This window comes from Pseudomonas shahriarae (assembly GCF_014268455.2).
Lineage (GTDB): Bacteria > Pseudomonadota > Gammaproteobacteria > Pseudomonadales > Pseudomonadaceae > Aquipseudomonas > Aquipseudomonas shahriarae.
Map to the genome: position 1 here is coordinate 2,732,910 of NZ_CP077085.1, position 19,627 is coordinate 2,752,536.

Annotated in this window: 15 protein-coding genes and 2 pseudogenes; 9 read left to right on the top strand and 8 right to left on the bottom strand. The window is 56.9% G+C overall.

The features are described 5' to 3' along the window. Positions 1–996: 996 nt before the first annotated feature. Positions 997–1,833, bottom strand: a complete 837-nt coding sequence (locus HU773_RS12120; protein ID WP_120732761.1) for an MliC family protein — start codon at positions 1,831–1,833, stop codon at positions 997–999. A gap of 277 nt (positions 1,834–2,110) precedes the next feature. Then, the gene (locus tag HU773_RS12125; RefSeq protein ID WP_225923857.1) at positions 2,111–2,563 is read right to left on the bottom strand and encodes a hypothetical protein; all 453 of its coding nucleotides are present in this window, start codon (positions 2,561–2,563) and stop codon (positions 2,111–2,113) included. A gap of 1,153 nt (positions 2,564–3,716) precedes the next feature. On the opposite strand from HU773_RS12125, the gene HU773_RS12130 reads away from it, so the two are divergent. The 7 genes from HU773_RS12130 to HU773_RS12160 all read left to right on the top strand — a co-directional run bounded on the left by HU773_RS12130 (position 3,717) and on the right by HU773_RS12160 (position 11,691). Beyond that, the gene (locus HU773_RS12130; protein ID WP_057959802.1) at positions 3,717–4,856 is read left to right on the top strand and encodes a transporter substrate-binding protein; all 1,140 of its coding nucleotides are present in this window, start codon (positions 3,717–3,719) and stop codon (positions 4,854–4,856) included. Then, positions 4,853–5,446 carry an ANTAR domain-containing response regulator gene (locus tag HU773_RS12135; protein WP_057959801.1) on the top strand — a complete coding sequence of 198 codons (594 nt, stop codon included), beginning with the start codon at positions 4,853–4,855 and terminating at the stop codon, positions 5,444–5,446. Before HU773_RS12130 ends, HU773_RS12135 begins: the two co-directional genes overlap by 4 nt. Beyond that, entirely contained in the window at positions 5,443–6,291 is an 849-nt protein-coding gene (locus HU773_RS12140; protein ID WP_186625854.1) for an ABC transporter permease, read from the top strand. Before HU773_RS12135 ends, HU773_RS12140 begins: the two co-directional genes overlap by 4 nt. Continuing rightward, positions 6,292–7,218, top strand: coding sequence for an ABC transporter permease (locus HU773_RS12145; RefSeq protein ID WP_057959799.1), 927 nt, complete (start codon positions 6,292–6,294; stop codon positions 7,216–7,218). It abuts the gene before it with no gap. A gap of 29 nt (positions 7,219–7,247) precedes the next feature. After that, complete coding sequence (locus HU773_RS12150; RefSeq protein ID WP_186625853.1) at positions 7,248–8,867, top strand: ABC transporter substrate-binding protein; 1,620 nt, start codon at positions 7,248–7,250, stop codon at positions 8,865–8,867. 75 nt (positions 8,868–8,942) lie between these two features. Beyond that, positions 8,943–9,890: an acetamidase/formamidase family protein gene (locus tag HU773_RS12155; RefSeq protein WP_120732767.1), complete on the top strand. Its 948-nt coding sequence runs from the start codon at positions 8,943–8,945 to the stop codon at positions 9,888–9,890. A gap of 55 nt (positions 9,891–9,945) precedes the next feature. Next, entirely contained in the window at positions 9,946–11,691 is a 1,746-nt protein-coding gene (locus HU773_RS12160; protein ID WP_057959796.1) for an ABC transporter ATP-binding protein, read from the top strand. 406 nt (positions 11,692–12,097) lie between these two features. On the opposite strand, the gene HU773_RS12165 is transcribed toward HU773_RS12160, so the two are convergent. Beyond that, entirely contained in the window at positions 12,098–14,092 is a 1,995-nt protein-coding gene (locus tag HU773_RS12165) for a methyl-accepting chemotaxis protein (RefSeq protein ID WP_057959795.1), read from the bottom strand. Between the two features lie 406 nt (positions 14,093–14,498). Here HU773_RS12165 and HU773_RS12170 point away from each other — a divergent pair, with 406 nt between their 5' ends. Further along, positions 14,499–14,969, top strand: coding sequence for a hypothetical protein (locus HU773_RS12170; RefSeq protein ID WP_189691268.1), 471 nt, complete (start codon positions 14,499–14,501; stop codon positions 14,967–14,969). 270 nt (positions 14,970–15,239) lie between these two features. After that, positions 15,240–15,549: pseudogene (locus HU773_RS27405) on the top strand (transposase); the annotation flags it as partial. Here HU773_RS27405 and HU773_RS12175 read toward each other — a convergent pair. The 5 genes and pseudogenes from HU773_RS12175 to HU773_RS12195 all read right to left on the bottom strand — a co-directional run bounded on the left by HU773_RS12175 (position 15,509) and on the right by HU773_RS12195 (position 19,604). Beyond that, positions 15,509–16,039 carry a hypothetical protein gene (locus tag HU773_RS12175; RefSeq protein ID WP_057959793.1) on the bottom strand — a complete coding sequence of 177 codons (531 nt, stop codon included), beginning with the start codon at positions 16,037–16,039 and terminating at the stop codon, positions 15,509–15,511. The pseudogene HU773_RS27405 and the gene HU773_RS12175 sit on opposite strands and share 41 nt — an antisense overlap. Before the next feature lie 50 nt (positions 16,040–16,089). Beyond that, positions 16,090–16,293 (bottom strand): annotated as a pseudogene (locus tag HU773_RS12180) (chlorhexidine efflux transporter); the annotation flags it as partial. 106 nt (positions 16,294–16,399) lie between these two features. Then, a complete protein-coding gene (locus HU773_RS12185; RefSeq protein ID WP_186625852.1) occupies positions 16,400–17,485 on the bottom strand; it encodes an NAD(P)/FAD-dependent oxidoreductase in 1,086 nt (361 codons plus the stop codon). A gap of 128 nt (positions 17,486–17,613) precedes the next feature. Beyond that, a complete protein-coding gene (locus HU773_RS12190; protein WP_057959791.1) occupies positions 17,614–18,483 on the bottom strand; it encodes an AraC family transcriptional regulator in 870 nt (289 codons plus the stop codon). Between the two features lie 161 nt (positions 18,484–18,644). Continuing rightward, a complete protein-coding gene (locus HU773_RS12195) occupies positions 18,645–19,604 on the bottom strand; it encodes a GlxA family transcriptional regulator (protein ID WP_057959790.1) in 960 nt (319 codons plus the stop codon). Positions 19,605–19,627: the final 23 nt, after the last annotated feature.

Genomic DNA, 19,627 nt, shown 5'->3' on the forward strand with positions numbered 1-19,627 from the left:
GAATTGATCTTAATTATAAGCAGGCGAGGAAGGTTTGCAATGCAGTAGAAGGTGCCGGTTTAAGTACGCGGATAGGTGGCGGACGCTGCCATGCCCTCGGTATTGCTTCAGTGTCCTGCTTAGGGAAGGGGTGCCCGCATCGTTTCTGCTCTGGCTCGGTTAGGTACTGGGTGACGCCATCCACGCCTGAAAGAGTGTGTAGTGGTCTCATGAATCCGATCAGCACCATGGCCGCCAGTCAGGCTCACCCAAGCTCTTCGACCTGGGTCCAGTGATCCTCCGTCTGCGCCTCCTTCTGTTTCAGGCGATCTGGGCGACGGTGCACCAGGTAAGGGAGCAGGTCTGAGTTCGGCATCGGTGTTCCTCCTTGGAGTGAACAGCGTAGCAGTTGGGTTGCTTGGTGGTGGGTTGTGTTCGGTCGGCAGGACGCTAGGGGAGGGGCAAATCAGTTCCCAAATAAAGAAGATAGACCGCATTCTACGCGGTCTCCAGAGGGGATTTTTTGTGTTGGTTTCGGAAGTAAATATCTCTACAGGTCACAGCCCGCTTACGTTTCCCGGTCGGATTGCAAATCCGCCTACGCCGGTTCGATTCCGACCTCGGTCTCCATTCTTGAAAGCCCCGTAGATTAACGTCTACGGGGTTTTTTATTGTCTGCCATTTGGTCATCGCTTCCGCAATTTTTCGGATCGTTTTCGCAACCCTGCCGTCTTTCGAGAAATTTAAGACGCCGTTATCGCTATGCCTCTCCTCGATTGGACATGGGGTTGTGCTCGAGACTAAGGAGACTAAACATCCACTAACCGCCAAAAACGGACACCAAGGGCGTCTACGAAGCCCGGGGCGGCTCAGTCTTCGAACCGGTGCGTAACCGTCACCGCGAGTCCATATGCGTTTTTACACACTCTGGACCGTTTGAATCCGTTCACGAACGCCACCTCCGGCCACTTACTAGCCTTCGCCAAAATGCAATTACCCAGCTGACTGGGTCGTTGCTCAAAGCTTTCTTTTGCAATGTAATTCGGGCGCCCCGTATCCCCAAGTAATTATAGTTTCGGCCTGATGTTCCCAAAGCGTTTCATTGCGTCCAAGGTACTTTACGCCACTGTCACTTGGCTGCTGGTACATGAGCGATACGCTGTCGCCACGCTCGGCGATTAATGTCGGCGGATCGGTTTTAAAGAACATGACAGCAACCTCGCTGGCAGGGTTGCCTTCGCATTCGTAATAGACAGGCCCGGTTCCCGGTACCAATCGGTACCGTGCTTGCAACTCGGCGATGCGGCGCTGGTACTCCATGCGCACGCATGCACCGACGTCATCACTCTTCCAGCAGTCGTCGCGACCCTTTATCCATCCACGTTGTTCTGCTTTAAGCTGGGGTGGGTGCTCGTTTCCGGCCTTGATTCTCGCGCTGGCATATACTTCCGACAGATTGCGATCGAGCGCGGATAACACCTTGTCCTCACATATCATCGCTTCGATAGCACCAGGCTTCACCTTGGCGCAATCGTAAGAAGGGCCAAGTGTCACATTGACTATCGACGATTTCCCCGTACTGCCCCCGGTCGCCTGCTTCCCATTGATATGCTGATCAATGTATTGGCACCACTGATCGGAACTTCGTTCAGGGACATCTGCCCCATCGCGAACCCCTAATTTGAATTCGATCACCGATTTCCATTCATCGGAGCCTATATCCGGCCCATGCCCTTGTCCGTCAGTTGTATGCAGTATCTTATCGATCGATTGATACCATGGGTAAGTGCACGCCGATTGAGCCTGAGCAACGCCTGCGGCGCCAACCAACAACAAAACCAGATATTTGCTCATGCGGGCTCCCTTTTGATTTAAGCAGTTGCCAGGCACCGACCTAAGCCTGATTCATGCCCCCAACGTTCGGGTAATCATATCCGATTTAGTTGAAGTCCTAGGGCCGTTCTTGGCCGGCATGTTCTGCCGTGAAGGGTCGATAGCAGGCCTTGTAGAGCAGCTGCTTTGGGCCGTTTGCAGTCTCTCGCTAAGGGCAACATTCAGTCGGAAGCTGTTCTCTGCCACGTAGCTTCCGATCACCGACCAACTCAGTTTGTGACGGTGATCGTCGCAATCGTTATTCCTTCTCCAGCTCTGCAATACCTTTCAGCGGGTAGATCACTTCATGGGTATCCAGATTTCGAATCTCGGATTCGATAGTAATGGTCGAGACCTGACGCCCAGGAGGCCCATTGATGTCGTCGCGAGTGGTGAAGTCCACGACATATCGCTGGCCTGCACGGAACTCCACATCGCGCGCACCGAAGCCGCACTTCGCGCCACCGGTACCCAAGGCATTCATCGAGACCCAACACCAGCTCAACGAGTGCTTGCCCGGGGTCAAGCGCAGTGCCTGCTTGCCGGAAACGTCGAGGATCGAGCGCCGCCCAGCGCCCTCTAGCAGTTGGTCGTCCACATGCGTGGCCAGCAACAGTCGATGGAATTTTATTCCCAGTCCGCGAAAGCGGGTGGTGGCGAAATACACCACCGGCGCATTGGCCGTGTTATTGGACAGGTCATATGGCGTCATCAAGTCCGGCACCCAATCGCCTTGGTAATCCTTGTAGTGGTAGTTGGAACAAGCGGTTGTAAGACAGGTAATCAGCAGAACAGCCGGGAGTTTGAGATACGACAGAAATGACGACGAGCACATTATTCTTCCTTGTTTAACGAGTTGATTAGGATAGCGCATCGCAATGCCAGCAAGTACTTGAGCGGATTAGCAAACTCATCGCCCATCAGCTTCGAGCCAGCGAAGGCACAGGCGCACTTTTATGGCAGCCTGCTTTTGGCCGATATTATTGAAAAAGTCGGATGTGGTTTTCACGGCAGAAAAGCACGCGCATGAGATTTAAACCCGGCGTCGCCGCACAGGTATTTGGGCTTGGGCTTTACATAACCGTGTACAAAAAACGTGCTTTTAGCTAGCGGTTTTCTGGTGATTTGGGAAAACAGACGTGTTCAACAGCGTCGGCCTTAGGTCTTCGCGTCAACCTCACTGACTGGATTTAGCACTATCGATTCGTCGACCCGCTCAATGCTCAAAGAATCACCGAGACCGACATTCACTGCTTTGAGGACATCCGGAGGAACATCGATGATGGCGTCAGCGCTCGCATCTTGAAAGCCCTGTAGATCAACGGTCCACGGGTTTTTTATTGCCTAAGATTTGACGATCGCTTCCGTACCTGGCTTTGCTAACCCTAGCTTGAAGCGTTAATTTTTAGTGTTCTTCGTCTTAGATGGAACCCACACCCGATTGATACAAGGGCGGTTCGCTTCTGCTACGCCGCGCGTACTACATCAGCGTGCCCTTTATTACGTTGCGTCACACCGGCTATTGAGGTTTGTCAGTTTCCAAGGTCGGCGACCTGGGAATTTACGTTACACACCCATTCATAAAGCGGGCAGTGTTCCCGTCAAAAACCTCACATTTGATGTGCACCTCTTAGGTGCAAAATACAGTGCTACGGCTCAGACCGGTGCGCTGGCTGTCATGAGCATTGCGGATAAGGCCGATTTTCAGCAAAAAACCAATTTGGCACACTTTTTCCATAGAGAAATAAACGAGTAAGCCAGGCCCCGGCCTTTAAGTCTTGCCTACATCATGCGCCCAAGCGCCAGGTAATGAAGCCTGATCGACCAGTCCACTGGTCTATCAGGTTTTTTTTTGGAGTGAATAAATGCGCCACACAATCGATGTCGGACTCTTGCTCTCTATCGATGGGACTTACCAGTGCATAGGCCGGAATGCTCTGGCAGGGGCCACACACGCACTGCAGGAAATCAATGCCAATCCCGATTACCCATTTACCTTACAAGTTACCCATATCAATCCGCAGGGCTTCTTGCACAGTTACAGCGAAGGCGCTGTTCAATTGATGCAGGCCGGGGTTCGGCATATTTTTGGTGCGACGACCTCGGCCAGCCGCAAGGAAATCATTCCGGACCTCGAGCAGAACGGGAGCCTGTTGTGGTACGCCTGTCCGTATGAAGGTTTTGAAAGCAGTGAGAACGTCCTTTATCTGGGCGGGTGTCCGAATCAGACGTTGATCCCGTTGTTGAGGTATGCCTTGCAGGCGTTTGGTTCTTGCGCTGCGTTGATCGGTTCGAATTACATCTGGGGTTGGGAAAGTAACCGCGTCGCACGGGAAGTGCTCGATGTCGCAGGCGGCACTGTGCTTCTGGAAAAGTACGTGCATTTGGGCACGACTCGCTTCAGTGAGCTTATCCAGACCCTGATAACTGAAAAACCGGCGTTTGTGCTCAATAATCTAGTCGGTGAGTCCTCCTACGTCTTCTTGCAGCAATTGGACGCGGCGTGTCTTGCCGTCGGCTTGAATCTACCGGTGTTGAGCTGCAACCTGACGGAAGCCGAGCTGCCTGAAGTCGGCGTCATGCGGAGCCTGCGCCTGTTGTCGTGCGGCCCATTTTTTGAGGATGTAGACCGGGCTTTCAGCCAGCAGCAACGCCGCCAACATGGACTGTACCCGTTGTCGCATTTTTACACCGGGATGTACGTCGCCTTGCACTTGTTTGCAAAGGCCTTGGACCAGTGTGGCAGCGACGATCCCGAGCTCATTTGCAACTACCTCTACGAACACCCCCAGCACAGTGTGCTCGGCACGTTAAACATTTCTGCGCACAACAATCACTGCAGCCAGCCTTGCCATATCGCCGAATTGCGCGAAGGGCGCTTTGTCGTACTGCACAGTGAAGCGCAATCGTTGCCAGCCGATCCTTACCTGACTGCCACTGACCTGAGTGAATTCCAACGCCTGCGCACGATTGCGCCAGCGCCCCGCCTGAGGATCGTCAAATGAGCCTGCTCAAACGCCCGGACTTCGAAAGTGGTCGGTTGCTGTTGGTTGACTGCGAACCGCGTACGTTGGCCAGTCTGCAGAAAAGCCTGCAACGCCTGGGCATCACGCCGCAGGCGCTGTTTGAAGACGCGCTGGATTCGCTTGAAGGCTGCTTTGCCGCCGTGGTCGATCTGGAGCACTTCGCCAGTCCCGCCACCCTGCAACGGCTTAATAGCACCGGTGTGCCAATCGTGGCGTTGACGCCCCACGAAACCCTGTCGCAGATCCAGCGCGCCATCGAACTGGGGGCGACCGCCTTGTTGAACAAACCGATTACCCAGGGCTCTGTCTACACCACGCTGATGATGGCGATCAGTTTGCGTGAGCGATTGGACAGTGATGCGCGAACCCTCGAAGCGCTGCGCCAGCGCCTCGATGCGCGACCTCTGCTGGCCCAGGCATTGGCGCGGTTGATGGTTGAGCACAAGATTGACGAGCGCGAGGCTTATGAGCGCCTGCGCAGCCTGTCGATGCACCTTAATCGCAGCCTGGATGACCTGTGTGCGGACATGGCCGCCGATTATCTTCAGCAAGGCGGGGCGTGCCAATGAAAGTGTTGCGCGCCTTGATTCGCCGGCCCGCGGTGGCGTTGTCGTTGTTGTACATCGTCATCGTGGTGCTGTTGGCGCTGTTTGCACCGTGGATGAGCCCTCACGATCCGTCCGAGCAATTTGTCGAAGGCCTGTCAATGGAGGGCGCGCCGCTACCGCCAGATATGCCGTATTGGCTGGGCACTGACCTGCTGGGTCGCGACTTGCTGTCGCGCCTGATCTACGGCGCACGTACCTCACTGTTCATCGGCCTGCTTGCCAACGGCCTGGCCGTGCTGATCGGCACCTTGGTGGGCTTGAGCGCAGGTTTTCTGCGGGGCTGGATCGGCAGCACGCTGATGCGCTTTACCGACTTGATGATGGCGTTCCCGGCGCTGCTGTTGGCGATTGCGTTGTCGGCGATTTTCCAACCCAGCGTGTGGATCGTTGCGTTGGTCATCGCCATGGTCAACTGGGTGCAGATTGCCCGGGTGATCTACTCCGAGACCATCGCCTTGAGTGCCCGTGACTTCGTGGCGGTGGAGAGGACCTTGGGCGCGAGCTCGCTGCGCATCCTGTTTTCGCACCTGCTGCCCCATTTGCTGCCGACGATTCTGGTATGGGCGACCCTGGGTATTTCGACCACGGTGCTGCTCGAAGCCACCCTGTCGTACCTGGGAGTGGGGGTCCAGCCGCCAACGCCAAGTTGGGGCAACATCATTTTTGAAAGCCAGACCTATTTCACCTCCGCGCCATGGTTGGTGTTCTTCCCCGGTATCGCGATTGTCCTGCTGTCGCTGGCTTTCAACCTGGTCGGTGATGCCCTGCGCGATGAACTCGATCCTACCCTGCATGGGAGAAGCTGAATGTTCGCCTTCATCACTCGTCGCATCGGCTATTCGTTGCTGATTTTGCTCGGCGTGACCTTCATCACCTATCTGTTGCTGTTCATGCTGCCTGCCGACCCTGCGCGCCAGATTGCCGGGCGCAGTGCCACACCGGAAGTGGTGGCGGGGATTCGTACGCAGTTGGGCCTGGATTTGCCGTTCTATCGGCAGTACGCCAACTACCTGGGCAACCTGGTGCAAGGTGATCTGGGGCGCTCCTATATCCAGCGCAGCCCGGTGACCGAGTTGATCGGCTCGCGCCTGCGGCCATCGCTTGAGTTGATGGCTGCCGGTATTGGTTTCGAATTGCTGATCGGCATCAGCCTGGGTGTGATCGCGGCGTTGCGGCGCGACAGTTGGGCCGACAAGGCGCTTATGGCGCTCTCGTTCATCGGCGTGTCAGCCCCGCAATTCATCGCTGCGATGCTCTTCCTGTACTTCTTCGCCGTAAAACTGGGCTGGTTTCCACTAGGGGGCTATGGCGGGTTCGAGCATCTGCTGCTGCCGGCGCTGACCCTGGGGATTCTCGGCAGCGGCTGGTATTCGCGCATGGTGCGCTCCTCGATGATCGAGGTGTTGCATCAGGACTTCATTCGCACCGCCCGGGCCAAGGGCCTGAGCCGGGTGCGCGTGGTTCTGCGGCATGTACTCCCCAACGCCATTGTGCCGGTGATCCCGATGATCGGCATCGATATCGGCATCTTCATGGGTGGGCTGGTGGTGGTCGAGTCGGTCTTTGGCTGGCCGGGAATCGGCCAGTTGACGTGGCAAGCCATTCAGCAGGTGGACATTCCGGTGATTGTCGGCGTGACCACGGTTTCAGCGGTCGCCATCGTGCTGGGCAATCTGGTCGCAGACCTGGTGATCCCATGGGTCGATCCGCGCATCGACATCCAAAAACACTAAAAAACACATCATAGGTAAGGGGCTGGAGCATGAATCGCAAAGCATTATCCTTGGCCATCGCGGCTGCATTGTTCGCCGGGAATCTTCTGGCCGATGACTTCGATCCAAACGCAAAAGACGGTGGCGCCGCAGTCATTACCTATCAGAACGACGTGGCCACACTTGACCCCGCCATTGGCTACGACTGGCAGAACTGGTCGATGATCAAAAGCCTGTTCGATAGCCTGATGGACTACAAGCCCGGAACCACGGAGCTGGTCAAGGACCTGGCATCGGACTACACCATCTCCGATGACGGCACGGTCTACACCTTCACCTTGCGTAAAGGCGTGAAGTTCCAGAACGGTCGCGAGCTCAAGGCCAGCGACGTCAAGTACTCCCTGGAGCGCACCGTCAACCCGAAAACCCAGAGCCCGGGCGCCGGCTTCTTCAGCCCGATCGTGGGCTATGACGAAATGAGCACCCAAAAGGCCGAACACTTGTCGGGCATTGAAGTGGTGGACGACTACACCGTCAAGATCACCCTCAAGGAGGCGAGTGCGACGTTCCTGCATGTGATGGCGATCAACTTCTCCTCTGTGGTGCCCAAGGAAGAAGTCGAGAAGTGGGGCGCCGATTTCGGCAAGCATCCGGTCGGTACGGGTGCCTACAGCCTGGAGCAGTGGAAGCTTGGACAACATATTGTCTTCAAGAAAAACCCCAACTATTTCAAGGCTGGCCTGCCGCACCTGGACAGCATCACCTTTGAAGTGGGCCAGGACCCGATGGTCGCCCTGCTGCGCTTGCAAAAGGGTGAAGTCGACATCGCCGGTGACGGTGTGCCGCCCGCCAAGTTCCTGGAATTCAAGAACGATCCAAAGTTCAAGCACCTGGTGGTGACCGGTGACCAGTTGCAAACCGGCTACCTGACCCTGAAAACCACGATGCCGCCGTTCGACAACCTCAAGGTACGCCAGGCAGTGAACATGGCGATCAGCAAGGATCGTATCGTGCGCATCATCAATGGTCGTGCGGTCCCGGCCAACCAGCCGCTGCCGCCGGCCATGCCGGGCTACGACAAGGACTATAAAGGCTATGCCTACGACGTCGAGGCGGCGAAAAAACTGCTGGCAGACGCCGGTTTCGCCAAGGGCTTTGACACCGAACTGTACGTGATGAACACCGATCCGCAACCGCGTATCGCCCAAGCCATCCAGCAAGACCTGGCCAAGGTCGGTATCCGGGCGCAGATCAAATCCCTGGCACAAGCCAACGTGATTGCAGCCGGCAGTTCCAAGGATCAGGCACCGATGGTGTGGTCAGGTGGCATGGCCTGGATTGCCGACTTCCCGGACCCGTCGAACTTCTACGGGCCGATCCTGGGCTGCGGCGGTGCGATTGACGGCGGCTGGAACTGGGCACTGTATTGCAACAAGACGCTGGATGCACTGGCGGCCAAAGCCGACAGCATGGCCAAGCCGGAGCAACAAGCCGAGCGCATCGCGCTGTGGAAGAAAATCTTCATCGACGTGATGGCTGACGCGCCGTGGGTGCCAATCTTCAACGAGCAGCGCTTCACCGTGCGTTCTGCGCGCATGGGCGGCTCCGATTCGCTGTACGTCGACCCGGTTCACGTGCCGGTCAACTACGACTACATCTACCTCAAGTAACGCGCGGTCGACCTGACGATCAGCCTTTGCCACGCCTGCCAAAAGGTGTGGCCTTCAACGCGGAGACCTTCCCTTATGTGCCAGAACTGCCTGGTCAAGACCATTCATAGTGTCAACAGCCATTTTGGCTGGGACAACCGCTTCGAACCAACCGCACAGGTAACGCCGGGCTCTATGCTTGAATTCTGCTGCCTTGATTCGTCCAACGGGTTCTTTACGCCCAACTCGGTGGTGAGTGACGTGGGCAAGGTACCGTTCGACAAAATCAACCCGGTTACCGGGCCTATTTTCGTCGAAGGGGCTGAACCAGGAGATGTGCTCAAAATTACCCTCGACAGTTTCAAGCCCAGCGGCTTTGGCTGGACGGCGAATATTCCGGGCTTCGGCCTGCTGGCCGACCAGTTCAAGGACCCGGCCCTGGCCCTGTGGCATTACGACAAGGTCAACCTGGCCCCTGCGGCGTTCAGTGATTTTGCCCGTGTGCCGCTCAAACCTTTCGCTGGCACCATCGGCCTGGCCCCAGCGCAGGCAGGGTTACATTCGGTGGTTCCACCACGCCGGGTCGGCGGCAATCTGGACATTCGGGACCTGTCCGCTGGCACCACGTTGTACTTGCCGGTGGAGGTCAGTGGCGCATTGCTGTCGATCGGTGATACCCACGCGGCACAAGGTGATGGAGAGGTGTGTGGCACCGCGATTGAAAGCGCCATGGACGTGGTGGTGAAAATCGACCTGATCAAGGATACCCCGCTGGCAACCCCGCGCTTCAGCACACCTGGCCCGGTCACACGCCACCTCGATTCTGCCGGCTACGAAGCGTTCACCGGGATCGGCCCGGACCTGATGCAAGCGGCGCGTCAAGCCGTGAGCAATACCATCGACTGGCTGTGCCGTGAACACGCTATGCCGGCAGAGCAGGCCTATATGTTGTGTTCGGTATGCGGCGATCTGCGTATCAGTGAAGTTGTCGACCTGCCCAACTGGGTGGTGTCGTTCTACTTCCCGAAAGTCGTGTTTGCCTGATGCGTTTTCATTGCGAGCGGCTTGATGTATGCCGCTTCAATCGCGAGGAGCTTTGATGAGTAACGGGATCTCCAAGCCGATTCTGTCGGTGCAGCATTTATCCATTGATGTCGGCCTGGGGGCCACGCCCCGGCGGGTGGTCGATAACCTTAATTTCGACCTGTATCCGGGACAGACGCTGTGTATCGCCGGAGAGTCCGGTAGCGGAAAATCACTGTCGTCGTTGGCGATCATGGGGCTGTTGCCTAAGGCCGTGCGGGTGGCGGAGGGTGCTATCAGGTTTGCCGAGCGCAACCTGATCGGGATGCCTGAGCGCGAACTTCAGCAGTTGCGTGGCAAAGAGATTGGCATGATTTTCCAGGAACCGATGACCTCGCTGAATCCGCTGATGACCGTTGGTCAGCAGTTGGAGGAAACGCTGCTGCGCCACGAACCGCTGGGGCGTCAGGCCCTACGCCTGCGAGTCAAGGAAATGCTGGCGTCGGTACGCATGCCGCAGGTCGAAAAACGTCTACAGCAGTACCCCCATGAACTCTCCGGTGGCATGCGCCAGCGTGTGATGATCGCGATGGCCATGCTTTGCCGGCCCAAGGTGTTGATTGCTGATGAACCGACCACAGCGCTCGACGTCACTATTCAGGCGCAGATTCTGGAATTGATGCGCGAGTTGCAGCAGGTGTACGGCACCAGCTTGCTGATGATCACTCACGACATGGGCGTGGTCGCGGAAATGGCCGACCAAGTGGTCGTCATGAATCATGGCCGTACCGAAGAACAGGCACCGGTGCGTCAACTGTTTACACAGCCGCAGGCAGACTACACGCGTAAATTGCTCGCAGCCGTTCCGGTGTTGGGCACCGTGGGTCAACCGGAGAACATCAGCCAGCAGCCGGTGATTTTGCAGGTTCGCGATTTGTCCGTACGTTTTCCCGTGCGTACCGGCTGGTTTGAGGAGAACCGGCAAGTGCATGCGGTCGAGGGCGTCAACTTCGAGTTGCGCCAGGGCGAAACGCTGGGGCTGGTGGGGGAGAGCGGTTGCGGCAAGTCCAGTACGGGCAAGGCCCTGATGAACATGCAGGCTTACCAGGGCAGCGTGAAGTTGTTCGGCAAAGAGCTCAACGGCCTGCAAGGCGCCGACCTTCATGCGGTGCGGCGGGATATCCAGATGGTGTTTCAGGACCCCTATGCGGCCTTGAACCCACGCAAGAACATCCTGGAACTGGTGGGCGAGCCTTTGTTGATTCACCACCAGTTGCCCCTGGCGCAACGCCAGGAACGGGTCGCTGAACTGCTTCGCCAAGTCGACATGCCAGTCGACACGATGTATCGCTACCCCCACCAGTTCTCCGGTGGCCAGCGCCAGCGCATCTGTATCGCACGGGCGCTGGCGCTCAACCCGAAAGTCATCATCGCCGACGAATCCGTTTCGGCCCTTGATGTTTCGGTTCAGGCTCAGGTGCTGGAATTGCTTGAGCATTTGCGTGAGGTGCATCGGCTCAGTTACTTGTTCATTTCCCATGACATGGCGGTGGTCGAGCGCATTTGTCATCGTGTGGCCGTCATGTACGGCGGTCAGATCGTCGAGATTGGCCGCCGCGATCAGGTCCTGGGCAACCCTCAACATCCTTACACCAAGCGCCTGCTCAGCGCCGTCCCAATGCCGGACGTTGACCGTAAGCGCGATTTCAAGGCGCTCTTGCATGAGTTCGAGCAACCAAGCCCGATCAAGTCAAAAGGCTTTGAAGCGCCGGCGCAGAAGTTTCAGGACTTGGGGAACGAGCATTGGGTAGCGGTAGGCTAACCAGCTGTAGGGAGAGGTGAGCAATAACGACCTGACAGCGGAGCAGAGGCAAACGATCTTTGCGTTATCGGCAGGAATGGCGCGCGCTGCTGTGGCGCACACCTCCGGCTTTGTGATGGGGGCGGTTGTTGCGCCCCGGCAGTTCTGGCCCCTCAGTGGATTCTGGTCTGGAATAAAAATCAGCCCTTCGATTTCCAGGTTCAATGACGAGGCTTGCATCGTTACGCGGTGTAGCTTGGGGAGCCCAAGCTCAAGCTCTCTGATCGCTTTAGTCGACTGACCGCTCCACATGGACAGAATGCCCAGCAGCATGCATGACACACCGCCTATGTGGCGAAATCTCGCACTGGGATCTGCCAGAATAGTCCCACTCCCGTGGTTTGCACGGGAGTGTTTCACTCATTTATCAGCGCACTTTGAAGCGGCTCATCAACGTAATCACCCGGCCATTGGCATCCAGCAGGCTTTGCGTATTGGTTTCAGTGGCATGGCCACTTTCCACCAGCTCTTCGACCATATGTCGGATCTGCACCATGCTGCGGTTGATCTCTTCGGTCACCGCACTTTGCTGCTCGGCGGCGGTAGCGATCTGCGTGCTGAGGTTGTTGATATGGCTGACCGAGCCGGCCATTTCGTCCAGCCCAGTGTTGACGCGTGCCGTGGCATCCGCCGCTGACTGGCAGCTGGCCTGGGTGTTTTCCATTGCCGTCACCGACGAACTCACGCCAGTGGTCAGGCGCGCCAACATCTCGTTGATCTGCGAGGTGCTGGCCTGGGTGCGTGCGGCCAACGCCCGGACTTCGTCGGCGACCACCGCAAATCCACGGCCTTGTTCGCCAGCGCGCGCCGCTTCAATGGCCGCGTTGAGTGCCAACAGGTTGGTCTGGCCGGCAATCGCGCCGATCACGCCGAGGGTTTCGGTGATACGTGCGGCGTCCTGGCGCATGTTTTCTACGGTGTGGGTGGCGCTGGCCACTTCGCCGATCAGCGCGCTGACGCTGGTCGAGGCTTCGCCCACCACCACGCGGGAGCGGTCGGCGTGTTCGTTGGCGCGCTGGGTGAACGAGGCGGTTTCAGCGGCGTTTTGCGCGACGGTGTCGGCGGTGGAGCTCATTTCGGTGATGGCCGTGACCGTCTGATCGGTTTCCGAGGCGTGCCGCACCAGAATCCGGTTGGTCTGCGCCGACGTCTGCTGCAATTGCTCAAGCCCCGAGGCCATGGCGCCCGTGGCCTGGGTCACTTCGCCGATCATGTTCTGCAGGTAGATGATAAAGCGGTTTACCGAGTGGCCGATGGCGCCCATTTCATCCTCAGCACGGATGGTGATGCGCTTGGTCAGGTCGGCATCTCCGGCAGACAGCGAGTCGATATTGGTGCGCAGCGACTTCATGCGTTGCACCAGATTGCGAATCGCATAGAACGCCAGCAGCACCAGCAGCAGTACCATCGGGATTTGCAGCAGCGCCAGGCTGCCGAGCACATCGTCACGCTGGGCGGTGATCAGCGAGGTGGGCAGGGCAGTGGCGAGGAACCACGGGGTGCCCTCGATTGGGCGCATGTAAAAGGTGCTGGCCACTCCCTGGTTGTCGAATTCACCGCGCTGCAGGGCCTGGTCGCGATGGGCAAGGGCCTTGCTGACCTGGGCGGCAAACGCCGAGGTGCCGGTCAGTTCGCTGATGTTCTTGAGCACCACCGGGCTACTGATGCGCGTGCTGTTGCTGATGATCTTGCCGTCGCCTTCGACGATCAGCATCTGGCCGCCGATGTCTTTTTCCTTGCTGGCCACCAGCTCATTGAAAAAGCCCAGGGTCACGTCGATGGTGGCGACGCCGTAGGCCGCGCCGTCCCGCTGGATGGCCATGGCGCAGTTGGTGCGCGGCTCCTGGCTGGCGTCGTCCTTGTAGGCGGCGGCCCAGGCGCATTGGCCACGGGGCGAGGCGAGGCCGCCTTTGTACCAGCTCTGGTCGTAATAATTGGGTGCGGCGTCGCTGTTCCAGAACGTATTCACCGCCAGCTTGCCCGAGGCATCGCGGTGCCAGAACGTGCTGTGCTTGTTGCGCCCCGGCGTGCGCTGGTTGGGCAGCGGCCAGATACCGCCGCCGAAGACTTTCAGCTCGCCATACTGATCCACCAGGCCGGGCAGCACCTTGTCGATGGCGTCACTGTCGAGCAGCGGGATGGTTTGGGTGATGCTGCGTTGCTGGGCTTGAACCTTGTTGAGTTCGCCCTGGATCTGCACAGCTACCTCGGCGATGCGGTTGAGCACCACCTGTTCTTCAGTGTGTTTTAACGTGGGGGCGACCAATTGGCCGATGCCGACGACGGTTAGTACCGATAACACCAGGACGAACAGCACCAGGAACAGGGTGTAGCGGGTCTGGATGGAGCGCAGTGTGGGCATGGAGGTCGTCCTTACGAAGCGTTTATTATCGACGCGGCTTTATTAGAGCTTCGTCGGGCTATCGGCTTGGCAAGGAAGAGCTTTAGGTACGACGGTGCTGAGTTAATCGGCTTGACCGTGACCTTGCGCGCATCAGCTGCGAGGTTACCCATTGGAGGGTGGCTTAATCGCCGGTTTTACCTCCGTGAAGGCCGAGCCTTGGGTGCGGTCGAAATGATCATTGGCACCTGTAAAAATGCAGTCCGTGGTCTTGTTTTTCCTGAGGGTGTCGTTAGCGTCGCTGGTACTGCGGAAGGCATGCTGTACCGCACGCGCACCCATGTGAAACGGCCAACTTATCCAAGATGCTTGTGTGGGTACATGCACGATACTTAATAACGTTGAGCATCATAAAGGGACGGTCGATATGAAGGGAAGTTTTACGTTAGGTCTATGGGTGGCATGTTTCGTGAGCAGTGTTACGGCGCAGGCAGATGAACTACCGCGTAGCGAGCAGATAAAAGCATTCCACGCTGCTGGATTTAACCAAGAGACGTCGGAGTGTGAAATTCAGGAAACTGGTAGCTACAGGCCGGTAACCATGGAATTGGTTGAGGACCTGAACGGTGACGGCCGACCGGATGCGTTGATTACCGAAGGCAGCACTTACTGTTATGGGCAAGCAGGTACTGGATTTTATCTGGTAAGTCAGCAGCCTGACGGCCACTGGAAACTCATGCTCAAAGAAAGCGGTGTCGCTGAGTTTCTCGCTAGCAAAGGCAGTAATGGTTGGCCTGATGTTGAGGTCGGTGGCCCGGGCTTGTGTTTTCCAGTGCTGCGTTACGACGGGCAAAGTTATCGAGTTCACCATAGTGTTGGTGAACGGTGTGCTGACTAGCCGTAAAAGTCCGATGGCCCAAAGGCCAAACGAAGGCCGGTCAGCCGAGGACTACGGTGGCTGCTTTTGAATCTGGCGCGCGGTGTTCCAGATCGCTATCGGAGTTAAGCATAATGTCTGTGACGTTATGGTCGCTATGCCGTCGGAATCGAGGCATTTAGCGCTGGGATAATAGCGAAGTCTCGGCGCTGAATTTAGCCATAACGTCCATTATGCGAGGCGCTCTTGCACCGAGAAACAGATGCCTTTCGCCGATGCCGAGTACGCCGGCAAACGTATGTGTGCGGCGATGCGGGTTGTACCGGTGAGGAGAAGCGTGCCGAGCATCAGAACCGCGCGATGATGTGGGCGATCGCCGCGCGTCCGAGCAGCTATAGAAGGCGCGGAAAAAAGAGCTTGATCGGGCTGTATGCGACGCAAGATTGAATACGCCAAAGCGTAGGTGCGGGCCAAGGTTGAACATGCCTTTCGTGTGATCAAGCGCCAGTTTGGCTACACGAAAGAACGCGTACGCTCGCGAACGTTTACAACCATAGGGGTCATGCAGCAACGTAGACAAGAACCGGCTGGAGGCAAGTGAGTGGCGGTGCCGAATCGAGCATGTCGGCAGGTTCACACCATGGATAGCTGCGACCTTGAAGCCAATCCATTATTTTCTGCATATGCTGGGAAGGGCACTCCAACATGTGTTCGATAGTAATGGACAGTTGCATGGCCAGGCCGCTTTGCGGTGAAAAGACCCAATGATATTCCCCACAGCCTACGCGCAACTCTCCAGTTGCTTTTGTTGACATGCCAACCAGCCATTTGCACCTATGAGCATGTGCTTCGGGCTTTGGAGGGGCACCGAAGCAGAATGTATAAACGTTCTCATATTGCAGGCTAAAGCTGCGTACCAGTACTTCAGCAATATCTTCGCGCCCCTGGACGTTGGGGGGAAATTGGATGGTGCTTGTCTGCACCAGCATGGTAAGAGTTGCGTCTGGACTGAAAGCATGCCGCAACAAGTCAGGCCGATTTCCGTCCTTGCCGAAGATGTAGTTCTCAATCGCTTTGGTGGCGTTTTTCATGCACAAATCCTAGTGCTGCTACAGGTGGGCCAATCGGGATTCCGGGCGGATTACGGGTTAACCGAAACCTGCTCCTTCGCGGACTCTGGTACATCAAACACCCTATCAAAGACCCACTGAAACGCCAGCGCGTAAAAGAAGAAGAAAACGAACAGCCCCAGATCGGTGACCAGTGCAGCCCACCAGGAAATTTCCAGCCACCATGCCACCAGTGGCACCCACAGTAGAACTAGCCCACCCTCAAAACCCAGTGAGCGCTGCGATCACCGGTCATGGGCTGCTGCTGGCAAACAATGTACTGGTAGCCGACAGCCTCAGGCATGGAAAGTTAGTGGCCATGGTGGTGTCAACCAGCACGGACTAAGGTTGAATGAACCTGTCAGGGCGGCAAGGGCCGAGGGCAGGGGCCAGAGTGGCGTCCATTATCTCTTCGCTGGCCAGACGGCCTACTATCGGGGCAAGGATAACGCCAGGGTGCATTGTGCAAACATATACACCGCTGACTGTGGGCAAGTAACCGACAATGGGAATGCCATCAGCGGGAAATGGTCTTAGCCCGACACATGCCAATTCCGGCTCAATGGAATCAGCCCCATGAAGTTCGTCCCGGATGGCCTGGGCTGTTCGTAGCGCAATCGCTTCTGCCTGGTTGTCCAGGGCATCACCCAGATAATCCTCTGCGGCTAGCAACGTCCCATCCTCTTCTTGTCTGACTTCCATTGCGGGGCTGGAAATTATGGTCTGCACCAGGTTGGCGGGTGCCTTGTAACGAATAAAAATGGCTGGAGATTCTTCTATAGGAAGAGAAACGTTAAGCATGTCGGTGAGTTTCCTGGTGCCAATCCCCGCTGCGGTTACAACGATATCAGCGTCAATTATTCCCGCTGTGGTTTCGAGTCCCGTAACTCGAGTATTCAGCATTCTAAATCCGAGAACCCGTGTATGGGTTAATACATTGGCCCCATGCTCTTTCGCGCCTGCAATCAAGGCGTGCGTTGCTCGTACCGCATCCAAGGCACCTGCTTGGGTTTCGTATAAGGCCTGTTCAGGGGGATGCTTGAGATTGGGTTCAATATCGACAATCTGGGGGCGGGACACTAAATGTTCTGCAGTTGTATTGCCTGCCCTTTGCAGCGTTTCATCCAGGTTCGTGCCGTAAGTTAGGGCACCTGTCCATCGAACGTTCAGGTCGGATAATTCCATGTCGAGTCGACGGAACTCATTGATGACCAAGCCGCGCAGTTGCGCAATAGGGTCGAACCCGCTGTGAGAAACGTTGATCCATGCAAATGAGGTCCCCGTCACGCCGCACGCAATATCTCCGGCGTCTACCAACGTAACATCTGCACCTTTGCCTGCCAGGTGATAAGCCAGGGACGCGCCCACTATGCCCGCGCCTATGACGACGACTCGGCTTTGCTTGCGATCCTCCACATCAACCTCCATTTTGTCGATCTGATTGCGAGAGCGTTGGGGGATATGTGAGTGAAAAGGGGCAGATTTACCTCTAAAAATACACCTGCCCCGATTTACGCTCGCTACCGTCAACTCAAGGTCGAAGGCAGCTTATTCCCCTACTGCAGTGGAACATAAATATCTGTTTGCCATTGATCCATCGGTGTCTGGGGGTAGGCGCTCAGGTAATTGAAGAACAGCGGCTGGTCACGAAGTTCCTCTCCACTGGTGGGAAGCCAGTCGCGGTAAATCGGATAGATCGTTTCGCCAATATGATCCGGTGAACCCGTATGGCGCACCACGACGCAGCGGCCGCCAGGAATGACGAGCGCGTGCACGCCAAACTCATTTGGCGCCACAGCCTCATGAATCTCGCCGCAGATCGCAAAGCGGAACGCTTGTGGAGGTGTCGTATCGGGGTTGTTATAGGGAATGCCAAAGGTGCGACTCGATGCCTGCGGCGACTGTCCGCTGTGCATACGCCACTCGATGAACTTGCGCACGCTCTCGCTGACGAGCCCCGCTGGCCCGCGGTGCTCAAGCGCTGCTACCTTGACCTCAGGGAAATCTACGATCCTTACTTGCATGATGATAGTCCTGGAAAAGTGAGGAATTGCGAACACCGTATTCCAGACTTGCCAGTTCGGTTCCTTGCTGAACGCACTCGGCGTCATACCGATCGCCCGCTTGAACGCCCTGCAGAATGCCTCGGGACTTTCAAAGCCGGCGTCGAGTGCGGCGTCCAGTACCGAATGATCAGCGACGGCCGCCAGGCGATGTGCCGCACGGCGTAGGCGCATCAGTTGCACATATCGTGAGACCGGCACGCCAACGAACGCGGTGAACTGTCGGTGGAAGTGAAATGCCGAAAAGTTTGCTACACCGCTTAACGTCTTCACCGACAGGTCGCCTTCGAGATTGGCATCAATGTAGGCGAGCACGGCGTTGAAGCGTTGTGTGTAAGCAAAATGGGTCGGCATGTCAGACACTGGAAAAGCTCCTGGAAGTACGGTCGCCAGTAGAGTCCGCTATACCGACGTGAACGCGCCTAGCCGAGTTTGCTCAAGGGCGACGCCCTGAGAGGCTTGAGAAAAGGGGAAAGGTTTATTTATTGAGTCTCCCTGAGAATAGATCTGTCCCGGCTTGGCAGTTAACGCAGTTGCCGTGGTGTTACGTTCAGCATTTTTTTCATCAGTCGTCGCAGGGAGGTGGCATCTCTGTATCCAACGTGTTCGGCAATGGTGTCGATCGAGTATTTACTGTTTGCCAGCAGTTCCCGTGCTTTATGAGCCTGGACACGCTGGATCAGCCGTAACGGGCTATATCCGGTGGCCTTGTGGACATGCCGAGACAGGGTCCGCTCTGACAATCCAAAGTCGGATGCGAGCGTACTGACGCTGATAATTGTCGGTAGCGAAGCTTCAATATGAGCCGTCAATTGTGCGATCAATTCGTTCCCCTGGGCCATCATTGCCGGAACCATAAACGGCGACTGCAGTTGCCGACCATCAATAAGTAGCACCTGAGCAACGTCATCTGCCAAAGCAGGGGAGAAATGGCTGCGCAGAAGATGCAGCATCAGATCGGTATGACCTAGCGCGGCGCCCGCCGTCATCAACGGCGGGTCGTGGATCACCATGCGTTCGGCATCTACCTGGCACTCTGGTGCCCGCTGCTGGAGTAAGGGAGCCAACCACCAAGAGGTGGTCACACAGTGTCCTGCCAGCAGGTTGGCAGCCTGTAGCACGAACACCGCAGAGCATGATGCGGCGACATGCCCCCCGGCCTGCACATGCGCGCGCAATGCCGTCGTCAGCAGCGCAATATCCGCCTGTTGCAATCGATGCTCAATCATGAGGGCGTCAGCCACCCCGATGCCGGGGATGATCCAGCAAGAACGGTCGTGCGGGCTGATCGCCAAGGGCTGAACCGCAATCTGCATACCGTGGCCGAGCGTCACGCAATCTGTGTTCAGCCCACAGACTTGCCAGCGAGGTACAGCGGTGCCCAAGCGCTGGGCGCGCAAGGCCGCCGTTGAGAGGATATCCAGAGTCAGTGCGACACTGGAGGCAAAGGCGCCGGCAGTTATCAGGATTGTGAAGTCGTTCATTGGCCGATTATGCACGAAAGATG